Here is a 13,094-nt window from a genome sequence, read left to right as displayed (position 1 = left end):
TAATTATTCATTTCCATTATCGATTATTCATAATTAATTACGTAGCCAAAACCAAAACCCTAAGTTTCACGTAAATGGGCATATAGGTTAAAAGTTTTAGCATAACCTAATTTGTGTTTGTTTTATTGGTTCTGAAACCCTTGGCGCGCCACGTCGAGGGTTTCGCATTTTAAATGGGTTGCGTAACTTTGGGCAAAACCTGGAAAGATGGAATACCGCGAATTATTCGATGCCTGTAAAGAAAACGCAATCAGCGGCCGTTATGTCACCTTGGACGACATTTTACCGCTTTTAAAGCAGCACAGTTCGCACGGAATGGTAAAATCGGTCGGGAATTCCGTCAATGGCCTGCCGCTATTGTCGTATAAAGTGGGCAGCGGCCCGCGCAGAATTTTGCTGTGGTCGCAAATGCATGGAAATGAAACGACAGCTACAAAGGCGTTGTTCGATGTTTTCAACTTTCTTTGCGGCAAGTCGGAACCAGCACGAAAATTACTATCGGAATTCACGTTTTGCTTTGTACCGATGCTCAATCCCGACGGCGCGAAAGCCTACACTCGGGAAAACGCTGCAGGCATTGATCTCAACCGGGATTTTCACGAGCTTACCCAACCCGAGAGCCGTGCGCTTGTGGAGCTCTTTGAAGAATTCGAACCCGAAATTTGCTACAATTTGCACGATCAGCGCACGATATTTGGCGTTGGCGACACCGGCCGACCCGCCACGATTTCTTTCCTATCCCCGGCGTTCAATCACAATTGCGACATGAATGCGTGCAGACAAAAGGCGGTAGAGGTGATCGTCGGGATGAACGCGGTCTTGCAGGCATTGATTCCGGGCCAGGTCGGGCGGTTCGACGATTCGTTCAACATCAATTGCGTCGGAGACAACTTCCAGTTCAGGGGCATCCCTACGGTTTTGATCGAGGCCGGACATTATCCATCCGATTATCAAAGAGAACAAACCAGGTTCTATTTCTTTGTGTCACTTTTGTCTGGGTTTCAGTATCTTTCCGAAAACGATATAGTTGCTAATGCAATCGATGATTATTTGAACATTCCTCAAAATAAAACAGTATTTTTTGATTTTGTGTATAGAAATGTCAACGTGAATTATGATGGTATTGAAAAAAATACGAATTTTGCCGCGCAATACAAAGAAGAGCTTGTAGGGAAAACCATCGGGTTCGACGCATATATCGTCCAGGTAGGGAATTTAGAAAATCACTACGGACATATCGAGATAAATGCGGACGGTCGAATTTTTAGGAATGACGCCCATAATTTTCCCGAAATCGGCCAAAAAGCCAATTTTTACCTAGGAAACGATGTTAAAATTGTTAATGGCTTAAAAAAAATGTAGTCTTTTCGTTTTTTTATTAAATAAAAAATATTTCTTTTGTACTGCTAAGACAATTTTACATACCGATAAAAACAAATACACATTATGAGCAAGTTTCGTTTGGATGAAGTTGACCATCAAATCCTTGATATGTTGATCGACAACACAAGAGTTCCCTTCACTGACATCGCTAAAAAATTACTTATTTCTGCCGGAACGGTTCACGTAAGGGTCAAGAAAATGGAAGATGCCGGAATCATCATGGGTTCATCGTTGACACTTGACTACGAAAAGCTCGGATATTCGTTCATCGCTTATGTCGGGGTATTCCTGAACAATACATCCCAGACAAAATTCGTCCTGGAACGCATCAACGAAATCCCTTTTGTCACCGTGGCTCACGTCACGACCGGAAAATTTAATATTTTCTGTAAGATTCGCGCCAAGGACACCAAACACGCCAAGGACGTTATCTTCATGATAGACGATATCGAAGGCGTTTACCGCACCGAAACCATGATTTCGCTTGAAGAAAGCATAAACGATAAAAAGCGTCTGATGCACACGATCTTTAAGAATATGTAATTCATACACTTATGAAAATCCCAAGCCCCGACAGTTGTTCGGGGTTTTTTTATACCTTAAAGCAAAAATCAAGACAATGTACACTTTGCCCAAAATGGAGCGTTTCGAGCGCAACGTCCTTTCTAAATACAATGTTTACAACAGCGTCTTCCTGACCTTGCCGTTCGACGACATTTACAACACAGGAGCCCTTTTACCGCTGTTTTCCGAAGTTTGTGAAAAAGGTTTTTCGAAAGAGGAAAGCCCGGAAGAAATCGTCAATTTTTTCGCCTCGAAATATATGGACGCACCTTCTGAGCAGGACAAGATCGATCTTATGTTCCGTTTCATCCAATATGTCGAGCGCCAGATCGTACTGTTCGACGCCATTGAAGACGCCGCTTTCCCTATCGTAAACAATCTGGAAGGCAAAGGTTCGATGCGCGAGGTACGGGATGCATCCGAAGCTGCCGACATCCGCAAAAAACTAAGGGACTTTCTCGATGAATTCAAGGTCAGGACAGTGTTGACGGCCCATCCGACGCAATTCTATCCCGGTTCGGTGCTCGGGATCATAACCGATCTTACCGATGCCATCCGAAACGACAATCTCTATGAAATCAAGCAGTTATTGTCCCAGCTCGGAAAGACGCCATTCCTGCAAAAAGAAAAGCCGACACCTTATGACGAAGCCGTCAGCCTGATCTGGTATCTCGAAAACGTGTTTTATGACACCTGCGGGGAAATCGTGAACTTCATTTGCCGCAACATTTACCAGGGACAAAAAATGAAAGGCCCGATCCTAAGCCTTGGATTCTGGCCCGGAGGCGACCGAGACGGAAATCCGTTCGTCACCACCGAAATCACGCACAAAGTCGCCGATCGCCTGCGGACTTCGGTACTCAAGTGCTATTATCGCGACATGAGAAAACTAAGACGCAAAATAACGTTTGCGAAGGTCGACGTCATGGTAGCCGAACTCGAGGCCAAAGTCTACCGGTCGGCATTCAGTCCGGATGGAACGCTCTATCTCTCGGCGAACGAGTTTCGCGAAAACCTGCTCGAGATCCGAAAAATCATTGCAGACCAGCACCAGTCGTTATATGTAGAAGACGTGGATGCCCTGCTCAATAAAATCCAGGTGTTCGGCTTCCATTTCGCTTCCCTCGACATTCGGCAGAACAGCCGTATCCACGACGAAGTGATCGGGACGATAAGCAAAAGCGGCGTTTCGGAACTTCCGGGCGATTATACCGAAAAGCCAGAAGATGTCCGCATCGAAACAGTCGCCAAGGTCGGGACGGACGAAATTTCATCTGATATTGGTGACGAAATGGCCAACATGACCCTGGATTCCATGCGCGCAATGCGTGAAATCCAACAAAAAAGCGGCGAACTTGCCTGCAACCGCTACATCATCAGCAACAATGAAAGTGCGCTCAACGTACTGGAAACGCTCGCGATGCTCAAGCTTATCGGATGGGAAAATCCTACGGTGGACATCGTGCCGCTGTTCGAAGCGGTCGAAGATTTGAGAAGGGCCGACGCCATCATGGAACAATTGTACACCAACAGCGATTATAACGCCCATCTCGAGCGACGCGGCCGCATCCAAACCGTCATGCTCGGCTTTTCTGATGGCACCAAAGACGGCGGCTACCTCATGGCGAACTGGGGCATTTTCAAAGCTAAGGAAGCGATCACCCGGATGTCTCGTAAATATGGCGTCAAGGTGATTTTTTTCGACGGGCGCGGCGGCCCACCGGCAAGAGGCGGCGGCAAAACCCATAAATTTTATGCTTCACAGGGTTCGGGAATCGAAAACCGCGAGATCCAGCTGACGATACAAGGGCAAACGATCAGTTCCAATTTCGGGACCGAAGATTCCTGCCGATACAACCTCGAAAATTTGCTGAGCGCCGGTATCAACAATATGGTTTTTGAGAACCGCAAAAACGATCTTTCTGAAGACGATAAAGCGTTGATGGACGAACTTTCCGAAGTCGGATACGAAAAATACACCACGTTCAAGGAGCACGAGAAATTCCTGCCGTTCCTTGAGGAAATGAGCGCGCTCAAATATTATTCGATGGTCAATATCGGAAGTCGGCCAGCCAAGCGCAACAAGGGCAGCAAGCTTAACTTCGGCGATTTGCGCGCCATTCCGTTCGTGGGCTCCTGGAGCATGCTGAAGATCAATGTTCCCGGCTTTTTCGGAGTCGGATCGGCCCTGCGGCATTTCGAGCAGAACGGCAAATGGGACAAGATACAGGAGCTGTTCGATCGCTCGTTGTTCGTCCGGACGCTGCTCGAAAACAGCATGATGTCACTCGCCAAATCGTTTTTTCCGTTGACGGCATATATGAAAGACGACGCGGAATTCGGCGCATTTTGGAGCGTCATATACGATGAATATCTCGAAACCAAACGACTGTTGCTCAAGATCGCCGGCCATAAAACGCTTATGGAAAATTATCCGGACGGGAAAGCCTCGATCGACATTCGCGAACATATCGTGTTGCCGTTGCTCGTCATCCAGCAATACTCGCTTCAACGCCTGAACGAAATCCACAAACAAACGCAACCTGACGAAAAGCTGATCGCGGTCTACGAAAAATTGGTCACGCGCTCGCTTTACGGAAATACGAACGCCAGCAGAAATTCCGCCTGATATGAAACCAAGCCAATTGCGACCGGACGAGTATCCGGCTTACCAAAAAACATATCTCGACACCGTCGATGAAATCGAACTTGTCGAAGAACTCGAAATTTCGCTTCATCGTTTTATCCGCTTCGTACGCGAGATCCCGATGGACAAATTCGACTACCGTTATGCGCCCGGAAAATGGACGATAAAGGAAATCATACAGCATATTATCGATACCGAACGCGTTTTTGGCTACCGCGCCCTTGCTTTTGCGCGCAACGACAAGACGCCTCTGCCGGGATTCGAGGAGAACGATTATGCCGATGAGGCTGGTGGCAACGCACGCCACCTCAATTCGTTGTTGACGGAATTATCTGAAGTGCGCCAGTCGAACATTACGTTGTTCAAGTCGTTCTCAGACGAGATGCTGATGCGCGTCGGAAATGCCAACGGGATGCCAAGTTCGGTGCGCTCGCTTGGATTTGCGATCATCGGCCATCAAAACCATCACCAAAACGTCTACCGCGAGCGTTATCTCGGATGACTCCGACAAACTGCAGATCATCGGAAATTCGTTCAAATTAACGAATAGGTAAAACACGGATTCGGCAAACGATTATCTTTGCCGACCAATAGCTAACAATCAAAAGATAAAAACGTGACTTTAATCAAATCAATATCGGGAATCCGCGGAACGATAGGCGGGAAGGCGGGCGACAACCTAACTCCGGTCGACGCCGTGAAGTTCGCTTCGGCCTACGGCACCTGGCTCAAGAATTACAGTAAAAAGGACAAGCTGACGGTCGTCATAGGCCGGGACGCACGCATTTCGGGTCCCATGATCCACAATCTCGTGGTCAATACACTGATCGGGCTTGGAATCGACGTGATCGACCTCGGGCTTTCTACCACGCCTACGGTCGAAGTGGCCGTTCCGCTTGAAAAAGCCGATGGTGGAATCATCCTGACGGCTTCTCACAATCCGAAGCAATGGAACGCCCTAAAACTGCTCAACGAAAAAGGAGAATTCCTCAGCGGTGCGGAAGGCGCGAAAATCCTCGATATTGCTGAAGCCGAAGCGTTTGACTTTGCCGATGTCGATTCGCTTGGTGAAATCATACCAAACGACGCCTACATGGACATCCATATCGATGAAGTGCTCGAGCTGCCGTTGGTCGACGCAGAAGCGATCAAGGCCGCGAAATTCAAAGTGGTCGTCGATGGCGTGAACTCGTCCGGAGGCGTGATCATTCCGAAACTTTTGGAGCAGCTCGGCGTTGAAACCGTGAAATTGTACTGCGAGCCCAACGGGCATTTTCCGCACAATCCGGAACCGCTTAAGGAACACCTCGGCGACATTTGCAAATTGGTAGTCGAAGAAAAGGCGGATTTTGGTATCGTCGTCGATCCGGACGTCGACCGTCTGGCGTTTATTTCCGAAGATGGCGAAATGTTTGGAGAGGAATACACGCTGGTTGCCGTTGCCGATTACGTGCTGGGCAAAACGCCGGGAAATACCGTTTCGAATATGTCTTCGTCCCGCGCCCTGGCCGATATCACGGCAAAACACGGAGGTTCGTACGAAGCCAGCGCTGTCGGTGAGGTCAACGTGGTGGAACTGATGAAACGCAACAACGCGATCATCGGAGGAGAAGGGAACGGCGGCATCATTTATCCGGAATCCCATTACGGACGCGACAGTTTGGTCGGCGTGGCCCTGTTTCTGACGCACCTTGCCAACAAAAAAATGAAAGTCTCCGAGTTGCGGGCATCCTATCCGCAATATTTTATGAGCAAAAACAAGATCGAGCTTACACCAACGCTTGATGTGGACGCTATCTTGGCTGCGATGACCGACAAATACAAATCTGAAAAAATCTCGACGATCGATGGAGTGAAAATCGATTTCCCGCAAAACTGGGTACATTTGCGCAAGTCCAACACCGAGCCGATCATCCGCATCTACACGGAAGCGAAATCACAGGGAGAGGCGGACGACCTGGCGCTTCGCATCATAGACGAGATCAAGGCGATCGCCGGAATCTGATGAAGTCGTGCCTTGTCATATCCGCGATCTTTTTATGCGGGCTTGCCTTCGGACAACACAACGTCTGCGGTTGGTATGGCACGTTGTCGGCAGAAAAACGACGGGCCATGCCGCCTTTCGCTTCGGCTGAAAAGGTGGTGCTGATCTCGTTTTTTACCACGGCGTCCTATTCCGAAGAGATCGTGAACGACAAAGGCGAGACCGTTGTTGCCGAGGACAGCCTTTCGATTGCCCAGAAACTGGATGTGAAAGTGTTGAGAGAATTCGATTTGTCGACGGTGGGCAATTCCGGGAAGCGCAAGAAATACGCGGCGATCGAAATGGCGGAACTCAACTCAATAGAAAAGGATTCGCTGAGCCGATGGTTTTTCAATTACCGCACCAACGGAAGCTCTAAAGAAATGACGATGAAATCCGTGAAATCGTATGTACCGAACAACGCCGTGCTGTTTCTCGATGCGGCAGATCGCGTCGTGGCCTACATCGAAGTCTGCTTTGACTGCCAGCGCTACGTAATCAAACCGGACGTCGCCTGGTTTACCCAAATGGGATTGCTTGCCGGTTGCGACGGAAAGTATGAGGTGTTGCGCCAGATGTTCCGAAAAAAGAAAATAGGGTACGGCGTCGATTCCATAAAATGAGCCGCTTTGGTTACAAATAAAAAATCCGCTTTTCGAGGCGGATTTGTGTTTTTAACAATCACGAAAATTGAAGCGTGCTCAAACTGCGGTACAACCCGTTTTCGACATTGATGAGTTCAGCGTGCGTTCCCTGTTCGACGACTTCGCCTTTGTCCAAAACCAAAATTTTGTCGGCATTGCGGATCGTCGAAAGCCTGTGGGCGATGATAAGGCTCGTGCGACCTTCCATTAGGACTTCAAGCGCTTCCTGCACCAATTTTTCGCTTTCGCTGTCGAGAGACGACGTAGCTTCATCGAGTATCAGGATCGCCGGATTTTTGAGCAGGGCACGTGCTATGGCAATGCGTTGGCGCTGTCCGCCCGAGAGCTTTATGCCGCGTTCGCCTACGATGGTTTCAAATTTCTCGGGAAAGCTGTTGATGAAGTCGTACGCATTGGCGCGTTTTGCTGCGGTCTCGATTTCGGTCTGGGTCGCTTCGGGCTTTCCGTAAGCGATGTTTTCCCGGATCGTCCCACCGAACAAAATCACATCCTGGGGCACGATGCTCATATTGCCCCTGAGGGTTTCGAGGTCGTATTGCGAAATGTCCTTTCCGTCAATGGCTATCGTTCCGCTTTCGATATCGTAAAAGCGCAACAGCAACGACGCGATGGTTGATTTTCCCGTTCCGCTAGGCCCGACCAACGCGATCTTTTGGCCAAAATCGGCGGTGAAATTGACATTCTTCAACACCTGGATTTCCTTTCTTGACGGATAGCTGAACGCAACATCCCGGAACATCACATCGCCTTTTATTTTCGGGATATCGCTTTGCGGAACGGACTTTATGGCTTCGGGTGTTTCCTCGAGAAGTTCGAAAACGCGCTCGGTCGCGCCTATGGCTTTCTGCAACTGGGAATACAAATCGGCTATGCCACCAAAAGACGCACCGACGAAAATCGAATAAAGCACAAAGGAAATCAGGTCGCCAATATTCTGCATCTCACCGCTAATGATCAGGGTCACGCCAAACCAGACGACGCTCACGATCGACCCAAAAAGGCAAAGTATGATGAACGAAGCAAAGTAGCCGCGATACAATCCGCCTTTGATGGCGATCTGGACGATTTCCCGAATTTTTTGATCGTATCGGTTGATTTCGTACCACTCGTTTGCAAACGCCTTTACATTGCTGATTCCCTGGAGCGTTTCCTCGACGATGACCTGGCTTTCGGCAATCTTGTCCTGGGTGTTCTTCGAATATTTGCGGATGAATTTACCAAAGATTACCGCCGCTACCGCCACCAACGGCACGATCGACAACATCATCAGTGTGAGCTTCGGGCTTATGATCGCCAAAAAAATGACGCCTCCGACGATGAGCACGAACTGCCTAAGAAATTCAGCAAGCGTCGTGGTGAGCGTATCCTGGATCTGGGAAATGTCTGCCGTCAGGCGCGAATTGAGTTCGCCCACGCGCTTTTGGGAAAAGAACGTCATCGGGAGTTTGATGAGATTTCCGTAAAGCGACAGTCGCAAATTGGCTAGTGTATTTTCGGTAAAATTGACGAATAATGACAATCTGAAAAACGAAAAAATAGCCTGCAAGAATAAAATTCCACCTAGCGTAAGGGCTAAATTCGCAGCTTGGCCGGCGTCTTTCTCCCGGGCGCAGTCGACAAGCATGCCCAGTAATTTGGGAAACGCGAGCGCAGAAGCACTCGTAAGGGCCAGAAATATCAATCCGACAAAGAACTTCCAGCGGTGGTTGCCCGCATACTGGAAAATCTTGAAGGTTTGTTTTAAGGAAGAGGCGGATATTTTTGCCTTGGGGAGATCGTTTTCAACGCGGCGTGGCATACGGAAAATTTTGCGCCAAAATTACAAAAATCCTTCCGCAAATACCGGAGATTGGGAAAAGCTTGGCTCGGACGCGGTCAACGTTTGCTAACCTTGGTCAACGTGGCTTTTTCAGACCCATTCACTACTTCGATCAAAACTTCCTGCCTGCCCGATGTCTGGCCTTCTATAACGTAGAGTTTACCGCCGGGAACCGCCATATTGCTCTTTCCAAAATCGACAGTACCTTCGGTAAGTATCAACTTGACGTCGTTTTTGGTTATCCAACCTTGTTTGAAGATGCTGTCCGCTTCGGCTGAAAAATGGAAAGGCTTTTTACGGATGTCGTTGAGTACGCGTGAATTTGGGAAATAATTGCAGCTTACGCCTTTTTGGCTCCACATCATGGCGACGAAAAAAATACCTATCGTAAAACCGACGAGGTAATAGGCAAAGCGGGCGTAGAATTTCATTTTGACGATTTTGGCTGCAAAAGTAGTGTTTATTGTTTAGTTGTCGATTTGTTCAGTTGAGAATTGTCGTTACACAGATCGTTCCGACACGTTCAGGTAGTCAAATGGACTAAAATCAAAAAACAATCAAATTGATATCGCTGTCCGGCAATCCAAACCATTCCCCTATAGTTTTGTTCGTGAGGATTCCGTGGTAGAGGTAAACGCCGTTGCGCAGGCCTTTGTCCATGCGAATCGCGGGCTCGATGCCACCGTTCTCAGCAATCTGCAGCAAATAAGGAGTAAGGATGTTGCTGATGGATAGCGATGCCGATTTCGAATAGCGCGATGGGATGTTCGGCACGCAATAATGCACGACGTTGTGCTTGATGAACGTCGGTTTTTCGTGGGTCGTGACTTCAGAGGTTTCAAAGCAGCCGCCCATGTCGATAGCCACATCTACGACCACTGCGCCCCGCTTCATATACTCGACCATGGTTTCGGTCACCACGACGGGGCAACGGTCTTTTCCTCTCATGGCACCGATGGCGACGTCACAACGCCTTAACGCTTTGAGCAGGCTTTTGGGCTGGATCGTGGACGTAAAGATCCTGTCGTTCAGATTTTGCTGCAAACGCCTGAGCTTGGTAATCGAATTGTCGAAAACCTTTACGCTCGCGCCCAAGCCCAGTGCGGAACGGGCCGCAAATTCCCCTACGGTTCCCGCCCCGAGTATCACGACTTCGGTAGGAGGAACGCCGGTAATATTGCCGAACAGCAAGCCTTTCCCGAAATCGTTGTTGATCATGAGTTCAGCGGCGATCAGGATGGACGCCGTTCCCGCGATTTCGCTGAGCGATTTTACGGCAGGATACGATCCGTCCTCGTCCTTGATATATTCAAATGCCAAAGCCGTGACCTTCTTTTTGGCCAGGGCTTCGAAATATTCCTTTTTGCGCGTCTTTAATTGTATGGCCGATATGACGATCGTTTGCGGTTTGACCATTTCGATCTCTTTCATCGTCAGCGGTTCGACCTTTAAAAGGATAGGGCAGGAGAGTACTTTTTTGGTATCGGCCGTAATTTCCGCTCCGGCGTCGCTGTATTCCTTGTCGCAATAACTCGCGGCCAATCCGGCTCCGGCCTCAATCATCACACGATGGCCGTGGGAGACCATCGAACTGACGGCGTCCGGCGTAAGGCAAATGCGTCGTTCCTGATAGGAAGTCTCTTTTGGTATTCCAATGAAGAGTTCGCTTTTTTGGGGCGTGACTTCCAATGTTTCTTCCTGTGGCAACAGCTGTTGCTTCGTGAAAGGCGTTAAGGCCATGGTTTGGGAATTTGCTTGCCTAAATTAGTGAAATTTTCGATTGTCGGTTGATATTTGTCGATTTGATTTCAGCCTTCGCGATATTGTCGAATCCACGCCGTCGAACGGTTGAACAACAATTAAATATTTTCAAACACCAACCGCCGTCGTCCATCGTCCAAAACGGACAACTTCACGGTCGTATGTGCTTCAGGAATGAGGTTCGGGATCAGCTCGGGCCATTCGATGAGACACCAATGGCCCGAGTAAATATATTCGTCCATACCCATATCATAAGCTTCGGACTCACTTTTGAGGCGGTACATGTCAAAGTGGAACAGCCGCTCGTGTGGATTGATATGGTATTCGTTCACAAGTGAAAATGTCGGGCTGCTCGTGGCGCCTTCCACGCCGAGGCTTTTTGCTATTTCTTTGACGAGCGTGGTCTTACCGGCACCCATTTCTCCGTAAAAAAGAATTACTTTTTTTGGATCGGAATCAAGGATTTGGCGCGCTGCCAGATGGATACCTTCGAGATCGAATTCAAAAATCATGATTTATTTCGGATTGAAAACCAAGAATGGGACGATCATTTCTTCGAGCGAAATTCCGCCGTGCTGATAGGTGTTGCGATAATAGCTAACATAGTGGTTGTAATTGTTCACGTACGCCAGGAAATCATCATTTTTGGCAAAAATAAACGAACTGCTCATATTGATGGCGGGCAACCCGATTTTTTTCGGATCTTTTACGGCGTACACCTCTTTTTCCTCATAGGACAAGCTCCTGCCGGTCTTATACCTCAAGTTGAGACTCGTATTTTTGTCGCCTATAACCTTGGACGGATTCTTCACGTTGATCGTACCGTGATCGGTCGTGATGATGAGTTTGAAGCCCATCGATTGGGCTTGCTGAATGATTTCAAGCAAGGGAGAATTCCGGAACCAGCTCAGGGTGAGCGATCTGTAGGCTTTGTCGTCAGATGCGAGTTCCTTGACGACATCCATCTCGGTTTTGGCATGGGAAAGCATGTCGATGAAATTATACACGACCGTCACAAGATCATTGTCTTTGTATGACTTGAAGGTTTCGGCAAGCTTTCGGCCGCCAGCCAGGTTCGTGATCTTAAAGTAATCCTGTTTGATATTAAGGCTAAGTCGCTTTAGCTGAGCGGCGAGGAATTCCGCCTCGTACAAATTTTTTCCACCTTCGTCTATGTCGTTTTTCCAATATTGGGGCAATTGCTTTTCCATTTCGGATGGAAGCAATCCCGAAAAAATTGCATTTCTCGCGTATTGCGTTGCCGTCGGTAAAATCGAATAATAGGCTTGTTCCTTTTCCAATTTATAGTGGTTGGACACCACGGATTCGAACGATTTCCATTGGTCGTACCGCAGGTTGTCGATCACGACGAACAAAATCGGGCGTTCTTTTTTCTTGAGTTCGGGCACCACCAACTCCCTGAAAAGCGAATTGGACGTCACAGGTTTATCGGCTTTTGGCTCGAACCAGTCCTCGTAATTGCGCTCGATGAACTTCCCGAATTGTGAATTGGCTTCGGTCATTTGGGATTCCAATATTTCGACCATGCTCTGATCTTCTATGTTTTCAAGCTCGAGTTCCCAAAAAATAAGTTTTTTATAGATATCGATCCACTCTTCCCACGAATTCACCATGGACATTTCCATTGCGATCTTGCGGAATTCTTTTTGGTAGTCGAGTGTCGTCTTTTCGGATACCAAACGCGAATTGTCGAGATTTTTCTTCAACGAGAGCAAAATCTGATTTGGGTTCACCGGCTTGATAAGGTAATCGGCGATTTTGGATCCGATGGCCTCTTCCATAATGTACTCCTCTTCGGATTTGGTAATCATCACCACGGGAACCGACGCTTTTTTCTCTTTGAGCTCAGACAATACTTCCAAACCGCTCATTCCTGGCATGTTTTCATCGAGGAAGACGATATCGAAGTTCTTTTCCTCAAATACATCGATCGCATCAAGACCATTATTGCGCGTCGTGACTTCGTAGTTTTTTTTCTCGAGGAACATGATATGAGGTTTGAGCATGTCGATCTCGTCGTCCACCCAAAGAATTTGAATCTTATCCATAGTGTGTTGTTGAATTGTGCCGGCAATTTAACATTTTAGGCTGCGACGCCTTGCTAAAATTTTGGTAATTATTTTGCGTAACAGAAAGCGGAAAGGGCAGCGAACAACGCAATTCTACAAACAGAAAGAGGTGACATAAAAATGTCACCTCTCTCATCAATAA

Annotated in this window: 11 protein-coding genes; 6 read left to right on the top strand and 5 right to left on the bottom strand. The window is 48.0% G+C overall.

Annotated features, from left to right (window positions below; translation table 11 throughout):
- Window positions 1-207 precede the first annotated feature (207 nt).
- The 6 genes from HC229_RS00965 to HC229_RS00940 all read left to right on the top strand — a co-directional run bounded on the left by HC229_RS00965 (window position 208) and on the right by HC229_RS00940 (window position 7,240).
- A complete protein-coding gene (locus HC229_RS00965) occupies window positions 208-1,362 on the top strand; it encodes a M14 family metallopeptidase (RefSeq protein WP_191018565.1) in 1,155 nt (384 codons plus the stop codon).
- An 84-nt stretch (window positions 1,363-1,446) separates the two neighbouring features.
- Window positions 1,447-1,926, top strand: a complete 480-nt coding sequence (locus HC229_RS00960) for an Lrp/AsnC family transcriptional regulator (RefSeq protein WP_091140893.1) — start codon at window positions 1,447-1,449, stop codon at window positions 1,924-1,926.
- A gap of 76 nt (window positions 1,927-2,002) precedes the next feature.
- Window positions 2,003-4,576 (top strand): phosphoenolpyruvate carboxylase, encoded by a 2,574-nt coding sequence (locus tag HC229_RS00955; protein ID WP_191018564.1) that lies wholly within the window; start codon window positions 2,003-2,005, stop codon window positions 4,574-4,576.
- 1 nt (window position 4,577) lies between these two features.
- Window positions 4,578-5,096, top strand: a complete 519-nt coding sequence (locus tag HC229_RS00950) for a DinB family protein (protein WP_191018563.1) — start codon at window positions 4,578-4,580, stop codon at window positions 5,094-5,096.
- A gap of 114 nt (window positions 5,097-5,210) precedes the next feature.
- Window positions 5,211-6,599, top strand: coding sequence for a phosphoglucosamine mutase (glmM, locus tag HC229_RS00945; RefSeq protein WP_191018562.1), 1,389 nt, complete (start codon window positions 5,211-5,213; stop codon window positions 6,597-6,599).
- Window positions 6,599-7,240 carry a hypothetical protein gene (locus HC229_RS00940; protein WP_191018561.1) on the top strand — a complete coding sequence of 214 codons (642 nt, stop codon included), beginning with the start codon at window positions 6,599-6,601 and terminating at the stop codon, window positions 7,238-7,240. Before glmM ends, HC229_RS00940 begins: the two co-directional genes overlap by 1 nt.
- Before the next feature lie 58 nt (window positions 7,241-7,298).
- Here HC229_RS00940 and HC229_RS00935 read toward each other — a convergent pair whose 3' ends face one another.
- The 5 genes from HC229_RS00935 to porX all read right to left on the bottom strand — a co-directional run bounded on the left by HC229_RS00935 (window position 7,299) and on the right by porX (window position 12,931).
- Window positions 7,299-9,080, bottom strand: coding sequence for an ABC transporter ATP-binding protein (locus HC229_RS00935; protein WP_191018560.1), 1,782 nt, complete (start codon window positions 9,078-9,080; stop codon window positions 7,299-7,301).
- A gap of 77 nt (window positions 9,081-9,157) precedes the next feature.
- Window positions 9,158-9,532 (bottom strand): DUF4258 domain-containing protein, encoded by a 375-nt coding sequence (locus tag HC229_RS00930; protein WP_191018559.1) that lies wholly within the window; start codon window positions 9,530-9,532, stop codon window positions 9,158-9,160.
- 115 nt (window positions 9,533-9,647) lie between these two features.
- Window positions 9,648-10,841 carry an alanine dehydrogenase gene (locus tag HC229_RS00925; RefSeq protein ID WP_191018558.1) on the bottom strand — a complete coding sequence of 398 codons (1,194 nt, stop codon included), beginning with the start codon at window positions 10,839-10,841 and terminating at the stop codon, window positions 9,648-9,650.
- Window positions 10,842-10,960: 119 nt separating this feature from the next.
- Complete coding sequence (gene tsaE, locus HC229_RS00920) at window positions 10,961-11,374, bottom strand: tRNA (adenosine(37)-N6)-threonylcarbamoyltransferase complex ATPase subunit type 1 TsaE (RefSeq protein ID WP_191018557.1); 414 nt, start codon at window positions 11,372-11,374, stop codon at window positions 10,961-10,963.
- A gap of 3 nt (window positions 11,375-11,377) precedes the next feature.
- Window positions 11,378-12,931, bottom strand: coding sequence for a T9SS response regulator signal transducer PorX (gene porX / locus HC229_RS00915; protein WP_191018556.1), 1,554 nt, complete (start codon window positions 12,929-12,931; stop codon window positions 11,378-11,380).
- Between the last annotated feature and the right edge of the window lie 163 nt (window positions 12,932-13,094).

Source organism: Flavobacterium selenitireducens, from assembly GCF_014748335.1.
GTDB classification, from domain to species: Bacteria; Bacteroidota; Bacteroidia; order Flavobacteriales; family Flavobacteriaceae; genus Flavobacterium; species Flavobacterium selenitireducens.
Note: the sequence above shows the minus strand (reverse complement) of the source record. Positions and strands in the feature narration are given on the sequence as shown.

What these genes read in the sequence shown, in the direction of transcription:
- HC229_RS00960 (WP_091140893.1), top strand. Translation starts at nt 1,447, where the DNA reads ATGAGCAAGTTTCGTTTGGATGAAGTTGACCATCAAATCCTTGATATG.
- tsaE (WP_191018557.1), bottom strand. Translation starts at nt 11,374, where the DNA reads ATGATTTTTGAATTCGATCTCGAAGGTATCCATCTGGCAGCGCGCCAA.
- HC229_RS00950 (WP_191018563.1), top strand. Translation starts at nt 4,578, where the DNA reads ATGAAACCAAGCCAATTGCGACCGGACGAGTATCCGGCTTACCAAAAA.
- HC229_RS00955 (WP_191018564.1), top strand. Translation starts at nt 2,003, where the DNA reads ATGTACACTTTGCCCAAAATGGAGCGTTTCGAGCGCAACGTCCTTTCT.
- HC229_RS00930 (WP_191018559.1), bottom strand. Translation starts at nt 9,532, where the DNA reads ATGAAATTCTACGCCCGCTTTGCCTATTACCTCGTCGGTTTTACGATA.
- porX (WP_191018556.1), bottom strand. Translation starts at nt 12,931, where the DNA reads ATGGATAAGATTCAAATTCTTTGGGTGGACGACGAGATCGACATGCTC.
- HC229_RS00940 (WP_191018561.1), top strand. Translation starts at nt 6,599, where the DNA reads ATGAAGTCGTGCCTTGTCATATCCGCGATCTTTTTATGCGGGCTTGCC.
- HC229_RS00935 (WP_191018560.1), bottom strand. Translation starts at nt 9,080, where the DNA reads ATGCCACGCCGCGTTGAAAACGATCTCCCCAAGGCAAAAATATCCGCC.
- HC229_RS00925 (WP_191018558.1), bottom strand. Translation starts at nt 10,841, where the DNA reads ATGGCCTTAACGCCTTTCACGAAGCAACAGCTGTTGCCACAGGAAGAA.
- HC229_RS00965 (WP_191018565.1), top strand. Translation starts at nt 208, where the DNA reads ATGGAATACCGCGAATTATTCGATGCCTGTAAAGAAAACGCAATCAGC.